Source organism: Parcubacteria group bacterium, assembly GCA_041659505.1.
In the GTDB taxonomy this organism is placed as follows: Bacteria; Patescibacteriota; Minisyncoccia; order Moranbacterales; family UBA2206; genus UBA9630.
This window is the reverse complement of record JBAZYF010000001.1, coordinates 35,848-56,636: the sequence shown is the minus strand read 5'-3', so window position 1 is coordinate 56,636 and position 20,789 is coordinate 35,848. Positions and strand designations below refer to the sequence as shown.

General features: G+C 43.3%; 20 protein-coding genes. 18 read left to right on the top strand and 2 right to left on the bottom strand.

The features are described 5' to 3' along the window. Window positions 1-152 precede the first annotated feature (152 nt). The 4 genes from WC848_00255 (at window position 153) to atpH (ending at window position 2,544) form a co-directional block, all read left to right on the top strand. Complete coding sequence (locus WC848_00255; protein ID MFA5961104.1) at window positions 153-1,013, top strand: FoF1 ATP synthase subunit a; 861 nt, start codon at window positions 153-155, stop codon at window positions 1,011-1,013. An 87-nt stretch (window positions 1,014-1,100) separates the two neighbouring features. Then, window positions 1,101-1,313 carry an ATP synthase F0 subunit C gene (locus WC848_00250; protein ID MFA5961103.1) on the top strand — a complete coding sequence of 71 codons (213 nt, stop codon included), beginning with the start codon at window positions 1,101-1,103 and terminating at the stop codon, window positions 1,311-1,313. Window positions 1,314-1,454: 141 nt separating this feature from the next. Further along, entirely contained in the window at window positions 1,455-1,943 is a 489-nt protein-coding gene (gene atpF, locus WC848_00245; GenBank protein MFA5961102.1) for a F0F1 ATP synthase subunit B, read from the top strand. 199 nt (window positions 1,944-2,142) lie between these two features. Next, window positions 2,143-2,544, top strand: a complete 402-nt coding sequence (atpH, locus tag WC848_00240; GenBank protein ID MFA5961101.1) for an ATP synthase F1 subunit delta — start codon at window positions 2,143-2,145, stop codon at window positions 2,542-2,544. A gap of 324 nt (window positions 2,545-2,868) precedes the next feature. Here atpH and WC848_00235 read toward each other — a convergent pair whose 3' ends face one another. Next, complete coding sequence (locus tag WC848_00235; protein MFA5961100.1) at window positions 2,869-3,093, bottom strand: hypothetical protein; 225 nt, start codon at window positions 3,091-3,093, stop codon at window positions 2,869-2,871. A 278-nt stretch (window positions 3,094-3,371) separates the two neighbouring features. Between WC848_00235 and atpA the strand changes: the two genes are divergently transcribed. Continuing rightward, the gene (gene atpA, locus WC848_00230; protein ID MFA5961099.1) at window positions 3,372-4,910 is read left to right on the top strand and encodes a F0F1 ATP synthase subunit alpha; all 1,539 of its coding nucleotides are present in this window, start codon (window positions 3,372-3,374) and stop codon (window positions 4,908-4,910) included. 5 nt (window positions 4,911-4,915) lie between these two features. Beyond that, window positions 4,916-5,875 (top strand): FoF1 ATP synthase subunit gamma, encoded by a 960-nt coding sequence (locus WC848_00225; protein ID MFA5961098.1) that lies wholly within the window; start codon window positions 4,916-4,918, stop codon window positions 5,873-5,875. 354 nt (window positions 5,876-6,229) lie between these two features. Here the strand turns inward: WC848_00225 and WC848_00220 are convergent, their stop codons facing one another. Further along, window positions 6,230-6,400, bottom strand: a complete 171-nt coding sequence (locus WC848_00220; GenBank protein MFA5961097.1) for a hypothetical protein — start codon at window positions 6,398-6,400, stop codon at window positions 6,230-6,232. A gap of 224 nt (window positions 6,401-6,624) precedes the next feature. Here WC848_00220 and atpD point away from each other — a divergent pair, with 224 nt between their 5' ends. The 12 genes from atpD to WC848_00160 all read left to right on the top strand — a co-directional run bounded on the left by atpD (window position 6,625) and on the right by WC848_00160 (window position 20,738). Beyond that, window positions 6,625-8,037, top strand: coding sequence for a F0F1 ATP synthase subunit beta (atpD, locus tag WC848_00215; protein MFA5961096.1), 1,413 nt, complete (start codon window positions 6,625-6,627; stop codon window positions 8,035-8,037). Between the two features lie 5 nt (window positions 8,038-8,042). Further along, complete coding sequence (atpC, locus tag WC848_00210; protein ID MFA5961095.1) at window positions 8,043-8,483, top strand: ATP synthase F1 subunit epsilon; 441 nt, start codon at window positions 8,043-8,045, stop codon at window positions 8,481-8,483. A gap of 286 nt (window positions 8,484-8,769) precedes the next feature. Beyond that, window positions 8,770-9,300 (top strand): NADH-quinone oxidoreductase subunit B family protein, encoded by a 531-nt coding sequence (locus WC848_00205; GenBank protein ID MFA5961094.1) that lies wholly within the window; start codon window positions 8,770-8,772, stop codon window positions 9,298-9,300. Window positions 9,301-9,353: 53 nt separating this feature from the next. Then, complete coding sequence (hyfB, locus tag WC848_00200) at window positions 9,354-11,402, top strand: hydrogenase 4 subunit B (protein ID MFA5961093.1); 2,049 nt, start codon at window positions 9,354-9,356, stop codon at window positions 11,400-11,402. A gap of 6 nt (window positions 11,403-11,408) precedes the next feature. Next, window positions 11,409-12,335: an NADH-quinone oxidoreductase subunit H gene (locus WC848_00195; GenBank protein MFA5961092.1), complete on the top strand. Its 927-nt coding sequence runs from the start codon at window positions 11,409-11,411 to the stop codon at window positions 12,333-12,335. A 4-nt stretch (window positions 12,336-12,339) separates the two neighbouring features. Beyond that, window positions 12,340-12,999, top strand: coding sequence for a hypothetical protein (locus WC848_00190; GenBank protein ID MFA5961091.1), 660 nt, complete (start codon window positions 12,340-12,342; stop codon window positions 12,997-12,999). Window positions 13,000-13,003: 4 nt separating this feature from the next. Further along, window positions 13,004-14,449, top strand: a complete 1,446-nt coding sequence (locus tag WC848_00185; protein MFA5961090.1) for a proton-conducting transporter membrane subunit — start codon at window positions 13,004-13,006, stop codon at window positions 14,447-14,449. 188 nt (window positions 14,450-14,637) lie between these two features. Continuing rightward, a complete protein-coding gene (locus WC848_00180) occupies window positions 14,638-16,212 on the top strand; it encodes an NADH-quinone oxidoreductase subunit C (protein ID MFA5961089.1) in 1,575 nt (524 codons plus the stop codon). A gap of 126 nt (window positions 16,213-16,338) precedes the next feature. Further along, window positions 16,339-16,950 (top strand): hypothetical protein, encoded by a 612-nt coding sequence (locus WC848_00175; GenBank protein ID MFA5961088.1) that lies wholly within the window; start codon window positions 16,339-16,341, stop codon window positions 16,948-16,950. A gap of 378 nt (window positions 16,951-17,328) precedes the next feature. Beyond that, the gene (locus WC848_00170; GenBank protein MFA5961087.1) at window positions 17,329-18,258 is read left to right on the top strand and encodes a hypothetical protein; all 930 of its coding nucleotides are present in this window, start codon (window positions 17,329-17,331) and stop codon (window positions 18,256-18,258) included. Between the two features lies 1 nt (window position 18,259). Continuing rightward, window positions 18,260-19,678, top strand: a complete 1,419-nt coding sequence (locus WC848_00165; protein MFA5961086.1) for a LysM peptidoglycan-binding domain-containing protein — start codon at window positions 18,260-18,262, stop codon at window positions 19,676-19,678. A gap of 406 nt (window positions 19,679-20,084) precedes the next feature. Further along, window positions 20,085-20,738: a Wzz/FepE/Etk N-terminal domain-containing protein gene (locus WC848_00160; protein MFA5961085.1), complete on the top strand. Its 654-nt coding sequence runs from the start codon at window positions 20,085-20,087 to the stop codon at window positions 20,736-20,738. The last annotated feature ends 51 nt before the right edge of the window (window positions 20,739-20,789 follow it).

The window sequence follows — 20,789 nt, the reverse complement described above, 5'->3', positions numbered from 1 at the left end:
GATGTCACGTACTCGTGACAGGTGAGGGAAAAGGGTGTTGATATAAAAAAAGTGCTATGAGTATTGAGGGTGGTTATTGAAAGACTTCTCCCTCATCCGCCCTTCGGGCACCTTCTCCCTAATGGAGAAGGGGATATAAGTAATGAATAATTATGGCAGAACAAACAGTCACAACGAATAGCCAGGAAATTGCTCAAACGCCAAATGCTGATGCGAGTCATGAAGCGACGCTGTTTGCTGAACCGTTGGGGCATATCGGCCATCTCACTGTCACTAATTCGCTGCTTGCCAGCTGGGTGGCAGTTTTTATTTTAGTCATTTTTCTTGTGTCCGTCGGTAGAAAACTTAAAAAAGTACCTAGAGGCGTGCAAAATATTTTTGAATTGCTTTTGGAAAAGGCCTTGGAAATGGCAGATAGCGTGACTGGATCACGCAAAAAATCAGAAAAGTTTTTGCCCATCTCTTTGGCGCTTTTTTTATTCATTTTTGTGAACAACTGGCTGGGACTGATTCCTGGAATGGGGACGATCGGTTTTAATGAAACAGAGGGTGGACATCATTTATTTATCCCGCTTCTCCGCGGAGGCACTGCAGACATCAACACAACATTAGCACTGGCGCTGATTGCAGTCATCGCGTCTCACGTGATGGGGGTGCTGGTTGTAGGAGCTTGGAATTATTTCAATAAATTTGTGAATGTGAAATTGCTTTTGGAAATCCCCGGAAAAATCCGCAAGGATTATACGGTTGTGCTCGTTAATCCGATCAAGGTTTTTGTGGGGCTGGTCGAGGTGATTAGTGAATTTGCTAAAGTGGCTTCGCTCACATTCCGGCTTTTTGGCAATATTTTTGCCGGAGAGGTGCTGTTGGCTTCGATGATGGCGCTGTTTGCCTATGCCTTGCCTTTGCCGTTTATGTTTTTAGAAATGATTGTGGGTATCATTCAGGCGCTCATTTTTGCGATACTAGCACTGGTATATATGACAATCGCAGTAGAACAGCATGAGCATTAGCAGGGTTAATTAATTTTTTTAATTTATTCTCACGGCGACTTTAAAGATAATAAAAATAGTCGACCGTCAGAGTAGAGATACAATAGAATGGATACAGTAATGTTAGCTAAAGCTTTGGCTATCGGATTGGGATCAATTGCTCCAGCGCTGGCGATTGGAAAGATCGGCGCAAAGGCGATGGAATCAATCGGGCGAAACCCGGAGTGCACAGAAAAAATTCTCGTGCCGATGCTTCTCGCAGCTGCGTTTGCTGAAGCGGTGGCGATTTATGCCTTGGTTATCGCTTTTTCGATCAAATAATTCTAGCGAATTTATTCGGTTTCTCTTTTTTAGTAGAGGGAAATCGAGATAAGAACGCTAAATTAAGAAATGGTTAAATTGTTAAATTGCTTCATTGTTTAAAAAAACAATTTAACAATTTAACAATGAAGCAATATAATTATGGATGAACTCATCAAAACATTTCATATCGAGGTCAACCTCTTGGTGGCGCAGATGGTCAATTTTGCCATCGTCCTTTGGGTGCTTTACAAATTCGCCTACAAGCCGGTTTTGAAGACGCTCAACAGTCGGACGAACAAGATTGAAAAAGGTCTCGAAGACGCTGATGCTGCCGGAAAGAAGCTGGAAGAGATTGTTGAAAAAGAAAAAGCAGTCATGGCTAAGGCAAAAAAAGAAGCGCAAGAAATTATTAAAACTGCCGAAGATCAGGCTAAGGCTAATTCGATGAGTATCGTGCTTGAAGCGAGAAACCAGGGCGAGAAACTGCTAGTTGGCGCCAAGAGTCAGATCGAGCAAGAAAAAAATAAGATGCTCTCGGAAGTGAAAGGTGAGATTGCAAATTTGGTAGTTTTAGCGACGGAGAAGATTATTGGGGAGAAATTGGATAAGGAAAAAGATAAAGAGTTAATCGAAAAAGCAATTAGGTAAGCTCCTGTGTCATTCCCGCCCCCGTCTACACGAGGATAAACTCCGGCGGGAATCCAGGCACCTCAGGTGATAAGAAAAGAAAAACGGGATTTGTTGGTTGATAATAAGAAGTTAGGGGATTTATAATTCGATTTTCCAGGGTTTAGGGCAAGTGGAACCTGGATTCCCGCCTTCGCGGGAATGACAAGAAAGAAATTTTATGCGAGTAACATCAGCGCAATACGCAAAATCATTATACGAAGCGACTCTGGACAAATCTCACAGCGAGGTTGATGTTTTGGTTTCTAATTTTGTGAAAATTCTGGCGAAAAATGGACAGATGCGACTGACGCGGGAAATTTTGCGAAAATTTGAAACGGTGTCGAATATGAAAAATGGGATTGTTGTGGCGCAGGTTATTTCTCAGGAAAAGTTGAGTTCAGAAATGCTTGAAAAGCTAACTAGGTTTATTAAGGAAAAATATCAAGCAGAGAAAGTGGAGATCGAAAATACGGTTGATGATAAAATCAAGGGTGGAGTGATTGTGAAAGTGGGGGATGAGATTTTTGATGCGAGCGTGAAGGGGCAGTTGAAGAAGATGCGAAACGTTCTGAACCACTGATTCTCACGTGATTTTCCTGATTACACGTGATTGGGAATTCTTAATCAGTGAAATCATGTGGACTCATGTGCTAATCAGTGGTTCAGACAAAAGTGGAAAGTTCTTTTGAAAATAAAAAAGCCGTTTAATCCGTTAGGAGAAAACGACTTTCGAAAGAGAGTTAAGAACTGGGTGATTCAGGACAGAGTCCTGAACCGACGAGGGGGATATAAGGAAAAGTTCTTTTGAAAATAATAAATCGCCTATCCAATTGGAGTCGGCGATTTATGAAAGAGGGTTAAGAACTGGATGATTCAAGTCGGAGACTTGAACCGACAGGATAGTCTAAGTTTTGCGTGAGCTAGGGTCGATAAGATTCCTTGCTTCGATCTTGCGTTCTTGGCATTCTCGATAGACTCTTTTTATGAAATCTTCCGTAGCTTCCTCGGGGTTGCTTTCCAGCCTAAGAACAGGATTAAGGCAGTTGAGTTTAGCTATTAGGTGACTGCTTCCCACTACATACTGCGCCCAGTATTTCCCATCTTCGTCTTTAAATGCATGAAAAATCATTTTTCGTTCTCCTTTTAAAAGAAGTTTGTTTGTTGAAACTATTGTCAACCTATTATTATACTCCAAATCAACCAAAAAGTCAATACTTAAGTCCTAATCTTCCAATATTTGCCTAAATAGGCTAGTATTAGGGGATTAGAATTTAAACATTAATTTTCAATTTACAATTTACAATTTTCAAACAATTTTCAATGATTTAATTACCAATTTAAAATTTGGTCATTGAGAAATTAGAAATTGTTTAGAAATTAGAAATTAAAAATTAGAAATTCAAAGTTATGAACAAAGACTACATCATCGAACAACTGAAAAAGCAGATCGGAGAATTTGAAAGTGTTGCGACGACGGAAAAAGTCGGCACTGTTGTCGAGATCGGCGACGGTGTGGCGCGGATCATCGGTCTTGAAAATGCGCTTTCCAGTGAAATGCTCGAATTTCTCCCTGCTGACGGGCAAGTGAAAGAGGGCGCTGAACCGATCTATGGCATGGTGCTCAACTTGGAAGAAGACCGCATTGGGGCGATGATTTTGGGGGCTTATGAAGGCATCAAGGAAGGCGATACAGTGCGTTCGACCGGACGCGTTTTGTCTGTGCCGGTTTCCGAAAATTTTATCGGACGGGTGATCAATCCATTGGGAGTTCCGATCGATGGCAAGGGAACGATTGCATCTGAAAAATTTATGCCGATTGAAAAAATTGCGCCGGGCGTGATTACGCGAAAATCTGTGCATCAACCGTTGCAAACTGGGATCAAAGCGATTGATGCGATGATTCCGATCGGGCGCGGACAACGCGAACTGATTATTGGTGACCGCCAAACGGGAAAAACAGCCATTGCTGTGGACACCATCATCAATCAAAAAGGTCAAAACGTAAAATGTATCTATGTGGCGATCGGGCAGAAGGAATCTAAGATTGCGAGAATCGTGGCGGAACTGGAAGCGCGTGGAGCGATGGAATATACGACTGTTGTTGTAGCTGGTGCATCTGATCCAGCGCCACTATCCTACATCGCGCCATATGCCGGTTGTACTTTGGGAGAATTTTTTATGGATAAGGGTGAGGATGTGTTGATCATTTATGATGATTTGTCTCGTCACGCTTGGGCCTATCGCCAGATCTCTCTGATTCTTCGTCGTCCACCAGGACGCGAAGCCTATCCTGGCGATGTGTTCTATATTCACTCGAGACTTCTCGAGCGCAGTGCGAAACTGAATGAAAACTTTGGCGGCGGATCCATTACGGCGCTTCCAATCATTGAAACGCAATCAGGCGATGTGAGTGCCTACATTCCGACCAATGTGATTTCGATCACGGACGGACAAATCTATCTGGAAGCCGATTTATTTTACAAAGGAATTCGTCCGGCGCTCAATGTGGGTATTTCTGTTTCGCGTGTAGGTTCTTCCGCGCAAATCAAAGCGATGAAAAAAGTGGCGGGAAAATTGCGCCTCGACATTGCGCAGTTTCGAGAACTAGAAGCCTTTGCGCAATTTGGATCAGATCTTGATGAGAATACGCGCCAGAGAATTGAACGAGGGCGCCGAACAGTAGAAATCCTGAAACAAGGTCAATATGAACCGATGCTTGTGGAGCATCAAGTAGCCATCATCTATGCCGTGATTAATGGATTTTTGGACGATGTGGCCGTGGAACAAGTATCCAAGTGGGAAAGTGATTTTCACAAATATCTCGACTCATCAGCCAAGCCGGTTATGGAACTGATTGCTGACAAAAAAGAGTTGACGGATGAAGTAGTTGAGAGATTGGTTGGAGCGATCAAGGAATTTAAGGAAGTCTATCAAAACGGTCATTAAAAAATATGAACTCAGCTAGAGACATCAAAAGACGTATAAAGTCTATCAATAATACCAAAAAAATTACCCGCGCGATGGAGATGGTTTCGGCTGCCAAAATGCGCCGGAGCGTGGCGAGCGTGGTGGGCATTCGACCCTATGCGCACTCTGCATGGAGCGTGCTCACTAATTTGGCGCGCGCGTTCAAAGACCATCAAACCGGGCTTTTGGAAGTGCGGGAAGTGAAAAGTGTGTTGGTGATTGCGATTGCCTCGAATCGGGGACTGTGCGGATCGTTCAATGCGCAAGTGGCGAAGAAGATCAAAGAAGAAATAATGAATCCGGAAAAATTGAAGGTTAACCGGATCGGGGATAAAAAAATTGAGTCTACTGTGCCAAACGCCGAGCTTAAAATTGATTTTATTACGATTGGTAAGAAAGGCGAAGCGATGGTGCGCCGGTTGGACAAAGAAATTGTGGCCACTTTTCCCGAGTTGACCTATCTGCCGAAGATTGAAGACGTCAGAGCGGTCGCAAAAATTGCGATTGCGGATTATCTAGCCAAAAAATATGACAAAGTGGCGGTGATTTATACTGACTTCGTTTCAGCCATCAATCAGCAGACTAAAATCAGACAGATTTTGCCGGTTTCCAAAGTTGACATAGAAAAACAAATTGCGGAGATGGATAGCGCCGCTAAGGAATATGGACTGAAAGAACCGGAGATTGAATATAAGATTGAACCAAGCCCGAAAGAACTCTTGGATTATATTTTCCCGCGCCTGATTGAAATGCAGATCTATCATGCCATTCTCGAATCGAACGCCTCCAAGGAATCTTCCCGAATGCTCGCAATGCGAAACGCCACAGACGCAGCCGGGGAGATGGCAGAAGGTCTGACACTGGCCTACAATCAACTCAGACAAGCGAAGATTACTCAAGAGATTGCGGAGATTTCAGCGGGGAAGGCGACGTTGGAAGGGTAATCCGAACCACTGACCTGCCTCGCCGGCAGGCGGGTTAGCACTGAAGGCACTGATTTCACTGATTTTTGAAAATTTATGTCATCCTGAGCGGAATAAATTTTCGTTAGAAAATTTATGAAGTCGAAGGATCTGCTTTCCATTACCACTAGCTTTGTGATTTATAGCAAAGCTAACGATAATCATTAGTAGATCCTTCGACTCCGCTCCGCTTCGCTCAGGATGACAATTATTAAAAAAAGTTCTTTTGAAAATAAAAAAAGTCGCTTCATTCATTAGAAATCGGCGACTTTCGATGAGGGTTAAGAACTGGATGGTTCAAGTCAGAGACTTGAACTGACAATGTGATAGGGAACGCTAGGGGTTGCGTTTTTTTTCTAGCAACACTCCAGAGAAGTGAAACGTTCCTGCTAAAAATAAAAAAATTCCAGCATTTCTTGGTTCGTAAGAAAAAAGAAGAAAAAGTCCTGATCCTATTAGAGCTCCTGCCGTAGCTCCCGCTACTAATTTTTCAAGTTCACTTTTCATAATATAAAGCTCCTTTTGTTAAGGTAAATGTTAAAAATAATCGTTGTATTTCATAACCTACCATTATACTCCAAATCAACTAAAAAGTCAACCCCGTAAAATAACTTCGTTATCACGGGGCAAGTCCTTAAGCCCCAATCTTCCAATATTTGCCTAAATAAGCTAGTATTTGGGGATTAGTATTTAAGACAATTTAACCAATTAAACAATTTAAAACTAATAGTATGAAAAACACAGGAAAAATCATCCAGGTCATCGGGCCGGTCGTCGATGTTGAATTTGAAGGTAATTTGCCGGAGATCTATCACGCATTGGAAGTCGATTTAGGACAGGGAGCCTCCTCCGCCAAGGCTACGGCGGGCCAAAGCAAATTGATTTTGGAAACTAATCAGCATATTGGCGGAGGACGTGTGCGGACGGTGGCGATGGGTTCGACCGATGGTATCAGTCGGGGAATGGAAGTGTTCGATACGGGTGCGCCAATTTCTGTGCCGGTGGGGAAAGAAGTTTTAGGGCGGATGTTTAATTTGCTTGGTGAAACGATCGATGGACTTCCGGAAAAAGTGGAAACGACGAAAAAATATCCCATCCATCGTGAAGCGCCAAAATTTTCTGAGCAATCGACCAAGGCAGAAGTTTTTGAAACCGGAATCAAAGTGATCGACCTTATTTGTCCGTTTGTGAAAGGTGGAAAAGTGGGACTGTTTGGTGGTGCGGGCGTGGGGAAGACTGTGACAATGCAAGAATTGATTCGTAATATCGCGGCGGTGCATGGCGGGTATTCGGTTTTTGCCGGAGTGGGAGAACGGACGCGCGAAGGTAATGATCTTTACAATGAAATGAAAGACTCGGGCGTTTTGAATAAAACCGCCTTGGTGTTTGGTCAAATGAACGAACCACCGGGAGCACGACAACGCGTGGCACTTTCCGGTCTCACCATGGCCGAATATTTCCGGGACGATGAAGGTAAGGACGTGCTTTTGTTTATCGACAATATTTTTCGCTTCACCCAAGCGGGATCAGAAGTGTCCGCGCTTTTGGGACGCATTCCATCAGCGGTGGGGTATCAACCGACCTTGGCGGAAGAAATGGGAAAATTACAAGAAAGAATTACCTCAACCAAAAAAGGTTCGATTACTTCCGTGCAAGCCATCTATGTGCCGGCGGACGACCTGACTGACCCGGCGCCAGCCACAACTTTCGGGCACATCGACTCAACCGTGGTGCTTTCTAGAGCTCTCACTGAACTCGGAATCTATCCAGCCATTGATCCCTTGGATTCGTCTTCGACAATTCTTGACCCAAAAATTGTTGGTGAAGAACACTATACTGTAGCTAGGCGTGTGCAAGTGGTTTTGCAAAGATACAAAGACTTGCAAGATATCATTGCAATTCTCGGGATGGAAGAGTTGTCGGATGATGACAAAGTGACAGTTTCTCGCGCGCGAAAAATCCAGAAATTCCTTTCCCAACCATTTTTTGTGGCGGAACAATTTACCGGAACTCCTGGTGCATATGTCAAATTGGAAGACACAATCAAAGGCTTCAAGATGATCATTGACGGAGAATTGGATGATGTCGCAGAACAAGATTTCTATATGAAAGGGAGTATTGCTGAAGTTCGACCAGCTAAATAAAAATTATGTCTGAATCAAAGATCAAATTTAAGATTGTCACTTCTGAAAAAACCGTCTATGAAGACGAGGTTGATCAGGCGACTTTCGAAACGACTGATGGGCAGATAACTATTTTGCCCAATCACCGATCCTATATCACAAGCCTTAAATCAGGTGAGGCGATGGTGAAGAAGAAAGACGAGGAAACATATCTCTCTATCTCTGGTGGGTTTATTGAGTTTCATGATAATACTTTGATAGTGCTCGCAGATACGGCGGAGCGAGCAGAAGAGATTGATCTTAAGCGTGCCGAAGAGGCGAGGGTGCGAGCGGAAGAACTCAAAAACCAAGCGATTTCAAAAGACGACGAAGAGTATGCCCGTGTGGCGGCCGCGATCCAAAAAGAATCCGCGCGAATTCGCGTGGCCAGAAAGCATCGCACGAAGCGGGGGATATTGGGGGAATAATTTTGCAGTTAGTTGACAAAAAAGAGAACTGCTCTTATGCTAGTTAGGTAGTTATTTTATCTTGACTCAAACCATAGATTTGATTTTTTTGGTTTTGTCAGAATGTTGCGGGCTCTATTTATAGAGGACTTACGCGTTCACCAAAAACAATCTTTAAGGCGCGTGGTTGCCTGAGCTCGTTTTTGACTAATTAAGCTCCTGAGACCACGAGAGTTTTCCTCGACTGATCCTTGGCGACAAGAAAAGCTTGCTTTTGGCAAACACGTAAGTCCTCTTTGTAAAAAAAATGATCAAGTTTTATTCTAAAATTTTTGCTACTCCCAAAACGGTGCATTCCACCGAAGCTTTGGGTTGCAATGAAGAGTTGGAAATTGTGGGAAAAAGATTGGAAAAAAAGATCAAGAAAATATTTGGCGGTTCGCTGGCGATTCGCGAGGTGGACGCCGGATCAACTAACGCTTGCGAGCAGGAACTTACCGCGCTGAGTAATTGCTACTATGATGTAGAAAGATTTGGAATTCACTTTGTGGCCTCTCCTCGGCACGCTGATATGCTGATGGTAACGGGAGCAGTGTCGCGTAATATGCGAGAAGCGCTGGTGAAAACATATGAGGCCACGCCTGATCCAAAAATAGTTGTGGCGGTGGGGGATGACGCGATTTCCGGAGGAATTTTCAAGGGTTCCTATGCGGTCTTGGATGGAGTAGACAAGGTGATTCCAGTCGATTTTCAAATTCCCGGCGATCCGCCAAGTCCCAAAACGATAATTTGTCATCTATTTAAGATTTTGGAAATAATGGAAGCTAATAAAAAGTAGAACTTAGACATTTGACAAACGTCTAAGTCATAATCAGAAAAAAGTCAATTAACATGCTTGGTTCAATCTCCGCACAAACAATTTTTTTTGTAACGCTAGTTTTTTTGGCATTGGGAGCGATCGGCTCTTTGGTTTTTCGCAAAAGCGACGCGCTGGTGAATGTCTGGGGTAATGGCATGGCAATCCTGGCTTCTATTTCCGGACTCATCTGCTCAGTCTTAGTTATGACGCAGGGAAAAACATTTGCGTATTCTATCGCTTCAACTTTGCCGATGCTGGACATTTCTTTCCAAGTCGATCAACTAGCGGCTTTTTTCATTTTTGTCATTTCACTCATCGCTCTGTTCGCTTCTTTGTATGGCCTGGGCTACGTGAAACATTTTTACGGAAAATATGATATCGGTTCTTTGGGATTTTTCTATAATCTGTTTATTGCCGGGATGCTTTTGGTTGCGAGTGCGCACAACGGACTGTTTTTTCTCATTGTGTGGGAACTAATGTCTCTTGCATCCTATTTCCTGGTTATTTTTGAAAATAAGGAAAAAGAAAATGTGCGAGCGGGTTCTCTGTATTTCATTATGACTCACGTAGGAACTGCTTTTATCACGTTGGCGTTCCTATTGCTCTATCGCGCTACCGGATCATTTGATTTTAGCGTGATCAAAGATAATGCGTCTATGCTGACTCCTATGATGAGTGGTTTTATTTTCATTTTGATGTTGATCGGATTTGGCACAAAAGCAGGAATTATTCCTTTGCATATCTGGTTGCCAAGCGCTCATCCAGCCGCGCCAACTCATGTTAGTGCGCTAATGTCGGGTGTTATGATTAAGACGGGAATCTATATGCTGATTAGAATTTTTATCGACCTTATGCCAAATCTTCCGATTTGGTGTGGGATGTTGGTGTTGGTCATCGGCGCTGTATCCTCCTTGGTGGGTGTGCTCTATGCGCTGACTGAGCATGACATAAAAAGGCTTTTAGCCTATCATAGTATCGAAAATATCGGGATTATTCTTTTGGGATTGGGAAGTTCATTGGTCTTTTTGGCGCTCGACTTGAAAACCTTGGCAGTACTGGCTTTGGTCGCTGCCCTTTTTCATACGCTCAACCATGCTATTTTCAAATCATTATTATTCCTCGGTGCTGGTTCAGTAATTTCAAAAACCCACACGCGGAATATGGAAGATTATGGGGGTCTTATTAAATATATGCCGCAGACAGCTTTCTTTTTTCTGATCGGATCTCTGGCAATCTCCGCTCTGCCGCCGTTCAATGGATTTTTTAGTGAGTGGCTGACCTTCCAGGCGCTCTTTAGTGGAATTGGAGGACTGGATGTTTCTGTACAGTGGGTTTTTATCCTAGCAGCAGGCGCGTTGGCGTTTACCGGTGGGTTGGCGGCGGCATGTTTCGTAAAAGCCTTTGGGGCAACTTTTCTCGCCAGACCACGGAGCGAGCATGTTAAGCAGGCGAGTGAAGTCGGATTGACACTTCGCATGAGCATGGCCGTGCTTGCCACATTGACACTTGTCGTAGGCCTCCTATCTGGAATGGTTTCGCGGATGCTGGTGCATGTTTCTCAAAGCTTAACAATTTTTGATGCAACAAGTTCGCCTTTTTCGCAAATTACCGGACTGAATTTTAGTTTGCAGAGTGGTTTTGCTTCTGTCTCAACTCCATTTATTTTCATAAGCCTTCTCGTTGCTCTTCTGCTGGCATTTTATGTCGTTCGCACTTTGAGCCGAGGACGGAAAGTCAGTTGTGGGCGCACGTGGGATTGTGGAACAACGCTGGCTCCGCGCATGGAAATTACCGCCACCGGGTTTGCCAGGTCTATCGTGGTCATTTTCAAGGGAATTCTCAAGCCGACCAAGCAAACGACAGTGGAGTATCGAGATGCAGATATCCGTTATTTTCCCAAGACCAATGTGGTCAGATTAGAAATTGAGGATTTTTGGAAGCTACATTTTTACCAGCCGGCGCAAAGAGGAATTATCAAAATTGCAGAAAGCATAAAAAAGATCCAAAGTGGAAATGTGAATGCCTATATATTGTATATATTTTTAACCCTTATCGCTTTGTTATTATTCTTAGCAATTTAGAAATTTATGTCAGTGCTATTTATTGCAATTCAATTAATCTTAGTTCCAGCGCTCTCGCCGCTTTTTATCGGCGTGACCAGAAAGATAAAAGCGCGTTTTCAAAACAGGCTCGGCGCAAGTGTTTTCCAGCCCTATCAAGATCTCTGGAAGTTATTCCACAAAGATGAAATCATCAGCGAGGATGCTTCTTGGATCTTTCGTTTTGCGCCTTATCTGATTTTTGCTGTGACGCTCGTGGTCGGGGCGAGTATCCCATTTTTTACCGGACTGTTCCCAGGAAACATCATTGGTGATTTTCTGACGATCGTGTATTTGATCGCGCTGAGCACTTTTTTTCTCGCCCTGGCCGGGATGGATACGGGTGGAGCATTTGGTGGTTTTGGATCAAGTCGGGAAATGACCGTAGCGGCGCTCACCGAAGGCGGGTTGATTTTTTCACTGTTGGCACTGGCATTGGTGGCTCATTCGACCAATCTATTTTCAATCACGAGCGCTGTTTCGCAGCTACCACTGGGTCTTTTTGCACCTGTGGCGCTGGCTTTTTTGGCCTATGTCATTGCGATGCTCGCCGAGACGGCGCGTTTTCCTTTCGACAATCCCTCGACGCATCTGGAACTGACCATGATCCATGAGGCGATGATTTTGGAATATTCCGGCAAACGTTTGGCGCTTATTGAGTGGGCAGCGGCGAATAAATTTCTGATTTTTCTTTCCCTTGGTGCTAATCTATTTTTCCCTTGGGGATTGGCGACGTCTTTTTCTGGAGCAGCTCTTTTTATCGCACTAATGTTGTTTTTGATCAAGACCCTGCTGCTTTGTCTTTTTGTGGCAACGCTGGAATCAAGTATCGCTAAGTTTAGATTTTTCCGCCTGCCTGATCTCCTGTTCACCTCATTCATCCTGGGAGTAATCGCTATTATTTTAATCGCTTAAACTTATGTTTCCTCTTACACCACAAATTCTATTTTTCTTAGAAATTCTGATTTTTGCCTCAGTCATTTTTATGCATCTGGCCAAGAAAAGTACTTCTGTCGTGGCGCTATACCTCGTTCAGTCTTTAGTTATTTTTGTTTTTTTCATTAGCGCCGCGCTGGCTGATTTCTCTTGGCTGATTTTTTTGGTGGCGATTCTCATGTTTGTTGTTAAAGTAATCATTGCTCCTCATTTTTTCAGAAAGCTGATCAAGAAAAATCATATAAAATTTTCCGCTAGCACCTATCTCAATGGTCCTTTGACTTTGATTATTCTAGCGGTGATAACAGCAGTGACTTATTCGCGTTTTTTTGCTCCCTTGACTGTAATCGCTCCAGAGAATTCTAATGCGATGCTACTTTCCATCGCGACAATTCTGGGATCAATTTTCCTTTTGATTAATCGCAAAGGTGCCCTGTCTCAGGCGATTGGAGTGCTGTCCTTGGAAAATGGCATTGTTTCTTTTGCCATAATGTCCGGACTGGAACAGACACCTGGATTGGAATTGGGCATAATTTTTGATATCGCAGTTTGGATAATGATTTCGGCAACCTTCACCTCGATGATTTATAAGCAGATGGAGACGCTTGATGTAACTAAGATGTCTCACCTAAAAGAAGATTAATTTTATGGCTCTATTTCTTATCATCTTTATTCCTTTCATTGCTTCCGGCTTGTCTTTTTTGGTCAGGAAAAAGATTCAACCGCTAAATACGATTGCAATTTTGGCTTCTTCCATTGAGCTTATTTCAGCGCTGATTGTGGTGTCGGTCGTGGCGCAAAAGGGTAGTTATGCTTGGACACCCTATCTTTCCATCGATCCATTAGGAGCAATCCTGCTTCTTTTGGTGGCGATCATCGGATTTGTAGCTTCTTGGTATTCTACGGGCTATTTGCAAGTGGAGGTGAAAAAAGGCATTATCGGATTTCATCGGGTGCGAGAATATTTCATCCTTTTGCACCTATTTCTGCTTGCGATGTTTTTTGCCATCAGCACGACCAATCCGATCCTGATGTGGGTAATGATCGAAGCGACTACTCTTTCCACGGCATTTTTGATCAGTTTTTATAACAAGCCATCGGCGATGGAAGCGGCTTGGAAATATTTGATTGTTAACTCGGTCGGACTTTTACTAGCTTTTTTTGGCACTTTGATTTTTCTCTACCCTTCTTTCGCGGCGGGAAATCACGGCCTGGTCAATTGGCATGCGCTACTAGTCAACGCCTCTGGTCTTGATCCGTTTGTTGCCAAGATTGCTTTTATCTTTATCCTGATTGGCTATGGAACGAAGGTCGGGTTTGTGCCGATGCATACTTGGCTACCCGATGCCCACAGCAAGGCACCGGTGCCAATTAGCAGTTTGCTTTCTGGCGTGCTCCTCAATGTGGCATTTCTGGCAATCTTGCGGTTCAAAGTGATTGTGGATCTTGCTGTGGGAGCAAATTTTTCTTCCCAGATGCTCATTTTTTTCGGTATCATTTCAATTATTGTCGCGGCTGCGATCATTTTCATCCAAAAAAATTACAAACGACTCTTGGCCTATTCCAGCATCGAACATATGGGCGTGATGGCACTAGGGTTTGGATTTGGTGGTGTGGGAATTTTCGCGGCAATCTTGCATATGATCTATCACTCCTTGGCCAAATCAATTTTGTTTTTGTCAGCGGGCAATATCTTTTTGAAATATAGCTCCACTAAAATTGCTAAAGTGAAAGGCGTCCTCAAAGTCTTGCCGGTTACGAGCATTTTGTTTCTTATTGGCTTTTTGGCCATCACTGGTATGCCACCGTTTGGAATTTTTGTCACCGAATTTTCGATTCTGTCCGCTGGGATCAGCAGTCATCCTGCCGTCACAATTATTGCGCTCTTGGCGCTGGCATTGATCTTTGTCGGTTTCCTCCGCCATGTGGTCGCGATGATTTTTGGGGAAAATGAAGAGAATGTTCCGGTTGGCGAGTCTGGCGTTTGGACAATTTTTCCGGTGCTCATCTTGGTGGTTCTTCTAGTTTATTTGAGTATTTTTATCCCTGCAACAATAAATTCCCTAATAACTAGTGCCAGTTTAGTCTACTAATATGACTTACGTGTTTGCCCGAGTCAGCCGTATTTTCTAAAAAAACGTGCCTGAGAATGCCTTTTTTCTTCAAAATTTTCCACTGGTTGCCGTTGATAGAGGGAAAAATTTGAAAAGAAAAAAAGGGCGTTCGAGTTATTTTTTTAGAAAATACGGCTGTGAGGGGAAACGTGTAACTCCTAACTAATATGAATCAAAGCGAAATCCAAGAAAAATATATTCCCAAAAGTTTTTCCGTCAAGCAGGATGGCAATGTTTTGACTTATGCTGTCCCGACCGCGGAACTTTTGACTGTTTGTAATGAGTTGTATTTTGACCACAAGTTGCAACTGAAAACTATCACGGCGACGGATGAGAGAAAAGCGGGAATCGGTTTTCGCATCTTCTATGTTTTTGGCGTGCCAGGGGAAAATGTTTTTTTGACGCCCTACATTACCATCCAAGACGGCAAAGGCTTTCCTTCGATCACCAAAGCAATTCATGAAGCGTCCGGCTATGAACGGCGGATAAAAAGTTTTTTTGGTCTTGAACCACTCGGCCATCCTAATGCGCGAGGGATGCTTTTGCATGAAAATTGGCCGGCGGGAGTTTTTCCTTTACGGAAAGATTTTAATTGGCAAGAACGTCCTGCCCAAGCGACTGGAACTTATGAATTTTTGAAAGTAAAGGGGGAGGGAATCTATGAAATTCCCGTCGGTCCGGTGCATGCCGGAATTATCGAACCGGGACATTTTCGTTTTAGCGTGGTGGGAGAGGAAGTGGTTCTTTTGGAGCCGAAACTGGGCTATAAGCATAAGGGAATTGAAAAACTTTTTGAAACATTGCCCTTGGCGGAAAAAGTGCGCCTGTCAGAAAGAGTTTCCGGAGACACTTCTTTCACGCACAGTTTGGCTTTTTGCCAGGCGATTGAAAATCTGGCCGAAACTAAAGTCTCCGCGCGAGCAAAATATCTGCGAGTGATTTTTTCTGAATTGGAACGGCTGGCAAATCATTTTAATGACATCGGGTTTATTATGCTCGATACCGGATTCAGTTTTGGCGGAAGCAATGGTGGTCGTCTGCGCGAAATGATCATGCAACTGAATGAAAGTTTGACCGGCAGTCGATTTTTGCGCGGAGTGAATGTGATTGGCGGGGTAACGAAAGATATTTCTGCGGAAGCGGGAAAACAATTACAAGAAAAACTTTTGAAAATAAAAAAAGATTTTGCGGAAGTGATTGAGATTTCCGATGACAGTAGTACGCTCCTCAACCGTTTGCAAAGTACTGGTCGGCTCGATCGCCAATTAGCGCTTGATCATGGAGTTGTCGGCGTAGCCGGCAGAGCACTGGGCATTGCCCATGATGCCAGGATCGAATATCCCCATGCCGCTTATCCGGAATTGAATTTTGGCATTGCGCTGGAAAAAGAGGGCGATGTTTTTGCACGGCTTCATGTGCGGATAAAGGAAGTTTTCGTTTCATTTGAAATTCTAAAACAAGCTTTGGAAAAATTGGCCGAAGCGCCAGGGGAGCTGGTAAATCCCAAAACGGCGATTTTGCGAAAAAACAGTTTTGCCCTCGGGATCAGTGAAGGCTGGAGGGGCGAGATTGTCTATTTTGTCGTGACGGACTCAGATGGTCAAATTACGCGCGTGGATGTGCGCGATCCATCTTTTATTAACTGGACGGTCGTAGGTCACGCCGGAAAAGGCAATATTGTGCCGGATTTTCCTCTCATCAACAAGAGTTTCAATCTGTCCTATTCAGGAAATGATCTTTAGGAAGTGATGGAGATTTTTTTAGTCTTGACTATTTCATATTTTAGGTATATAAAGGTTAGTTGTTCTTCGAGGAGCCTGCAATGGGCGGGCTTTTGGTTCTTTTAATGATTGGGAAGAAGGAGTGCTATGACAAGCTTGACTAAGAAGAAAAGTTATATGTCCGAGGAGGATAACGCTTACACTCAACAGTTGAAAGCGTTTCAAGTTCTACAAGCTTTTTCCATAGAAGAATTGCTGGGTTTTACCAACAATGGTGGAGTCTGGAATCACTGTCCCGATGGGGATATTGAGCTTCTGGACTATCTGAGGAAGTTTAATGAGCGGATTCATGGAGCTGGACCTCCGGGAGGACCTCTCAATTTTTGCCCGGGACTTTTTGGTGGATTTGAGCAGTTTCATGAGGACAGTGCTCTCTATAGCATTGCCAACTTGTTTGAAGCTAAGGAAACAAAAACGCTTTGTCTTGCGACTCACTTTCCTTGTGGGATGGCGAAGAAACATAAGCATACTATCCAAGAGGTTGTGCATATGGCCTATATTGCGCATATACGTTTTTGTACCGATCTGCAAAAAAGATTAAACGCTCTATTGGTTATGGCGGGATTTCCCCACTTGCAGTTAAAAAGTGACAGAGTGTTTAGTTTTTTTCACGGAGCAAAGCTTATAAGCGGAATAGTGGAAGAAAATACTTATATTTTCAATCCATATAAATACGCGGAACATTTTGTTACTTCCTAAATGTTTTCAAGTTTTGTGTAGAATTTAAACAATCAACACCCGTTCGGATATCATTTCCGAGCGGGCGCTTTTCTTTTTTGGGCATTTTTCCGGCCTGGCGAAGATTTTGGCTATTTTTAAAAAAGTCTGGTAAGCTTTAGCTAATTAAGGCTTGTTTAGGCATAAAATGGGTTTCGTGGCAATTACGATTGACAAAAGCCTAATTTTCTGTTAGAGTTCTATGTTAATCTTAAAAGTCCAAATAGCAATCTTTTATTCAGTCCAGAACACTTCGGGATTGGCATGAGGTTGTTATGGATTGTCCATTGACAACCAAATAGTTAGAAAAAAATAGGATCAATTCTGATCCAAAAACAATATTTCGGAGGAGGATTGATCATGATAAAAAGTAAGAGTTTTATTCAGGTTTTGTTGGTTATGGTAGCGATTGCGACTCTTGCGAGTTGTTCGCAGAACAGAATTAAAATTAATTCCCCAATAGATGAGGTGACTGGTCAGGGGCAAAGTGAGATTGAGATAAAAAGGTCGCCACCATATTTCATTGGCGTGTACAATGTCGACGGAGTCGATATCGAAGGAGAAGCTTTCGTGGCTAAGACCGGAATTTTTCCAGAAGGCTTGAAAGCCGAAATGTCTCCGGGCCGTACCACTTGGTTTGGCTGGATAATCGACAAAAAAGGCGGAGAGCATGAACTTCAAATTATATTCACCCCTTGGGGTGAATTAATCAGAAGATCAGATGGAAAAACCGAGGTCGCAATGTATTCGACGCTTGTCTATAGCAAAAGCATCGAAGAAGGAATGGCAATTGCTTTTTCCACGATGCAGGAGTTTGGCTTCAATCTGCTTGGGAGAGAAAAGAATGGCTTTCCGCTTGACTGGGAAAGGTTTAAAAAGGATTTTCAGTTCCGAAAAGAAATTATTGCAAAGCATGGGACTGAGTTGTCCAAACTTCCCGTGGCGGAACATTTTTACGCGAGTGTGAAAAAGTGGAGGCCATACACAACTCCCGAGGGCTGGAAGTTTTTTAGTCCACTCTCAACTGCTGATATGAAAGAAGTGGCCAGAATAAACCCTGGAGACACCTTCTTTCAACGATGGATAAAGGAGGGGGAGTTTTATATTTCCCCCGACTTATATTCAATGGGTATTTCCGCTTTCTTTGATTTATATCGAGCAAGCGAAAAAAAACCCATCGCCTGGAGCATGGGCGGGAGCATCAATAGACAGGATATGTTATTCGTCAATAAATATCTCTCGGAAATCGAGAGGATGATTATCATAAATCAGTTACAGCAAGGAGGATGACATGAAAAAATTCGCAGCGTTAATCCTTTCTGCCACAATTATCTTTAGCGCAGCAATTTGTAGCGCCGAAGAATATGTTAAAGAATATATTGTGGTAAAAAAAGGGGACTGCCTTTCAGTGGTTGGCAGAGAAAAGGGTGTTCGTTGGCAGGAAATCAAGAAAGTCAACGGACTTAAATCCAATACAATTTACCCGGGTCAAAAACTTATGATTCCCGTGCGTCGTCAAAAAAACGTGGTCGTTGAAGTCAATAGTTACCAGGGCAGTACTCAGCCGAGTAATGCTGAAGTTTCTGCAACTGATACAAAAAACGTAACGGCAACGTCTTCTAATCTGATTACGGATGGACTTTCATCATCTGTATCAACTGAGACTGATGAAAAAGAAAGAACGACCGTCAAAAGCAGTGACAATGCGGTTGCTTCTGGTAATAGTATTTCAGCGCTTGAGGCACTTGGCAAGGCGACGTTCAACTTGAAAAAGCCAGGTTCGCAAAATCAAGTTGTAAGCTCGGGAATTACTGGCGAGTTTATGTATTGGCAGAAAGAGCAGGCAAGCCCAACTTCATTGGGGCTTGGAATTCTCGGTAATTTTTCCACCTGGAACATGAGTCATTCGCCTTCCGATGGTTACGATGCTAAAATCGCACCGGAAGCAGGTATTACGTATGCAGAGGGGCCTTGGTATGAACAGCTCAAAATCCGAGCTGGCTACCAGGAGACCGGAAAAAGTCAACGAACCAAGAAGGTTGAATCAATAACTCGCCAAAATGGCGCAGGTGTTGGTGCCTATGGTGAAGTTCAATATAAGCTCCAACCTGACCTAGTGGCAATTGGGATTGCTGATTTCTGGACAGGAATCGGTCAATCTACCAATAATGGATCCGCTCCGATCGACCAAACGTCCTTGGATGTTTGGATCGGCTTGGAAAAACAATTAACAGAAAATCTCCGATGGAGAAATCTTATTGGAGCAGGGGTCCATAGTAATATGGGCGCCGGTGCGGCGAAGTCAGAACTTCGCCAGCGGACTCCAATTGGAACGCTTATTGCCGAAGTCCATGCTAGCACAGATGGGCGTGTCGGCGTTGGCATTGGGTTATCCAGCAAGGAACCTATCAATGCCTTGTATGGAAATCATTTGGCCAGTGGATTTAATCCGGTGGTTGAAGATGGTGTTGCGATAACCGCATCCACCACCACTGATCAAATCCAGTCCCAGGAGACGTTGAGTAAAAAATCGTATTCTCCTGATGACAGAATGGATCAGGTAATGGCTAGTCTCGGCAGTCAACAGGATCAGGGGAATACTCCCGCAACTGTGATCGTTGAAACTCAGTCTGACAACAACCCGTTCACTCCTGACGATCGGATGGACATCGTGCTGGCTAGCCTTGGCAGCCAAAGCGGTGGTAGGTAGTTTTTACGATAACAAATAGAGAACTTTTAAGTTTCATTGATTATTTCGTTGCCGATTAGGTGACCTAGCGTTCACAGTGCTTACGACAATTAGCATTGAATGAATTGCTGAAATGATTGGACGAAACTTGAAACGTCCTCTTGGATTATATGGGCCCCGGGAATATCTATTCTTCGGGGCTCTAATCATTTTTGGGTCTGTGCCACATAGGACTTAGGCGTTTATCTGGGATTTTTTCCTAGGTAGTCGTCTGGTTCCTGGGAAGAATAAAAGTCCTAAAAATATTGGCAAAATAGGCCTTATTTAGGCTAAAAGTGGGCTAGCGGTAGATTTCCATTGACAAGTGGACGAATTTCTGCTAATATATTAGGTTATGAATTTAAGGTAATAATTCGAGGAAAATATTATGAATCAAGAGAATTTTTGGAAAATCATCAAGCAAAAACTGAAAGTTATCTTCGTGGTTTCCTTTGTCGTGGCGGCTTGTGTGTTTACAATTTCCACGATTATCAAACCTAAATATCGCTCTGACATCAGTGTCTTGGTCGTCCAAAAACAACCAGAAGATAAGGTGGACGCTTTCTCAGCTGCCAAGTCGGCAGAATATCTTAGTGATATTTTTTCCAAAATCATCTTTACTGATTCTTTTATTGATGATGTATTGCAGTCTCCGGTCGGAGTGAAGAATGTTTATTCGACCAATAAGGAAGATCGTAAAAAGGAATGGGAAAAAGAAGTCAGTGTCAAAAAAGTGAACAATACTGGAATTATTGAAATTTCCGTTTTCGATCCTTCGAGAAAAGAAGCGGAAAAAGTGGCACAAGCGATTGCGAGCAATCTGGCTACCAACAATCAGAAGTATCATGGAGGTGGAGATAAGATTGTGATTAGTGTCATTGACGGACCGGTTACGACGCAAAATCCTGCCACGCCGAATATCCCCTTGAATATTCTCATCGGATTTGTAATGGGACTAATCGGAACAGTCGGTTATCTCTATTTTTTCGGAAAAGAAGAGCCAGAATATCGCGCGTTGGATCATTATCATGAGATAAGGTAGTGCAAATAGTAGGTAAGTTCCAGTTGAGGAATGATTTGCAAAAAATGGTTA

Excerpts from the sequence above, each read along its gene's own strand:
- WC848_00170 (MFA5961087.1), top strand. The coding sequence starts at position 17,329 with ATGATAAAAAGTAAGAGTTTTATTCAGGTTTTGTTGGTTATGGTAGCG.
- WC848_00250 (MFA5961103.1), top strand. The coding sequence starts at position 1,101 with ATGGATACAGTAATGTTAGCTAAAGCTTTGGCTATCGGATTGGGATCA.
- atpF (MFA5961102.1), top strand. The coding sequence starts at position 1,455 with ATGGATGAACTCATCAAAACATTTCATATCGAGGTCAACCTCTTGGTG.
- WC848_00175 (MFA5961088.1), top strand. The coding sequence starts at position 16,339 with ATGACAAGCTTGACTAAGAAGAAAAGTTATATGTCCGAGGAGGATAAC.
- WC848_00165 (MFA5961086.1), top strand. The coding sequence starts at position 18,260 with ATGAAAAAATTCGCAGCGTTAATCCTTTCTGCCACAATTATCTTTAGC.
- atpD (MFA5961096.1), top strand. The coding sequence starts at position 6,625 with ATGAAAAACACAGGAAAAATCATCCAGGTCATCGGGCCGGTCGTCGAT.
- atpC (MFA5961095.1), top strand. The coding sequence starts at position 8,043 with ATGTCTGAATCAAAGATCAAATTTAAGATTGTCACTTCTGAAAAAACC.
- WC848_00190 (MFA5961091.1), top strand. The coding sequence starts at position 12,340 with ATGTTTCCTCTTACACCACAAATTCTATTTTTCTTAGAAATTCTGATT.
- WC848_00225 (MFA5961098.1), top strand. The coding sequence starts at position 4,916 with ATGAACTCAGCTAGAGACATCAAAAGACGTATAAAGTCTATCAATAAT.
- WC848_00185 (MFA5961090.1), top strand. The coding sequence starts at position 13,004 with ATGGCTCTATTTCTTATCATCTTTATTCCTTTCATTGCTTCCGGCTTG.
- WC848_00195 (MFA5961092.1), top strand. The coding sequence starts at position 11,409 with ATGTCAGTGCTATTTATTGCAATTCAATTAATCTTAGTTCCAGCGCTC.
- hyfB (MFA5961093.1), top strand. The coding sequence starts at position 9,354 with ATGCTTGGTTCAATCTCCGCACAAACAATTTTTTTTGTAACGCTAGTT.
- atpA (MFA5961099.1), top strand. The coding sequence starts at position 3,372 with ATGAACAAAGACTACATCATCGAACAACTGAAAAAGCAGATCGGAGAA.
- WC848_00205 (MFA5961094.1), top strand. The coding sequence starts at position 8,770 with ATGATCAAGTTTTATTCTAAAATTTTTGCTACTCCCAAAACGGTGCAT.
- WC848_00255 (MFA5961104.1), top strand. The coding sequence starts at position 153 with ATGGCAGAACAAACAGTCACAACGAATAGCCAGGAAATTGCTCAAACG.
- atpH (MFA5961101.1), top strand. The coding sequence starts at position 2,143 with ATGCGAGTAACATCAGCGCAATACGCAAAATCATTATACGAAGCGACT.
- WC848_00160 (MFA5961085.1), top strand. The coding sequence starts at position 20,085 with ATGAATCAAGAGAATTTTTGGAAAATCATCAAGCAAAAACTGAAAGTT.
- WC848_00180 (MFA5961089.1), top strand. The coding sequence starts at position 14,638 with ATGAATCAAAGCGAAATCCAAGAAAAATATATTCCCAAAAGTTTTTCC.
- WC848_00235 (MFA5961100.1), bottom strand. The coding sequence starts at position 3,093 with ATGATTTTTCATGCATTTAAAGACGAAGATGGGAAATACTGGGCGCAG.
- WC848_00220 (MFA5961097.1), bottom strand. The coding sequence starts at position 6,400 with ATGAAAAGTGAACTTGAAAAATTAGTAGCGGGAGCTACGGCAGGAGCT.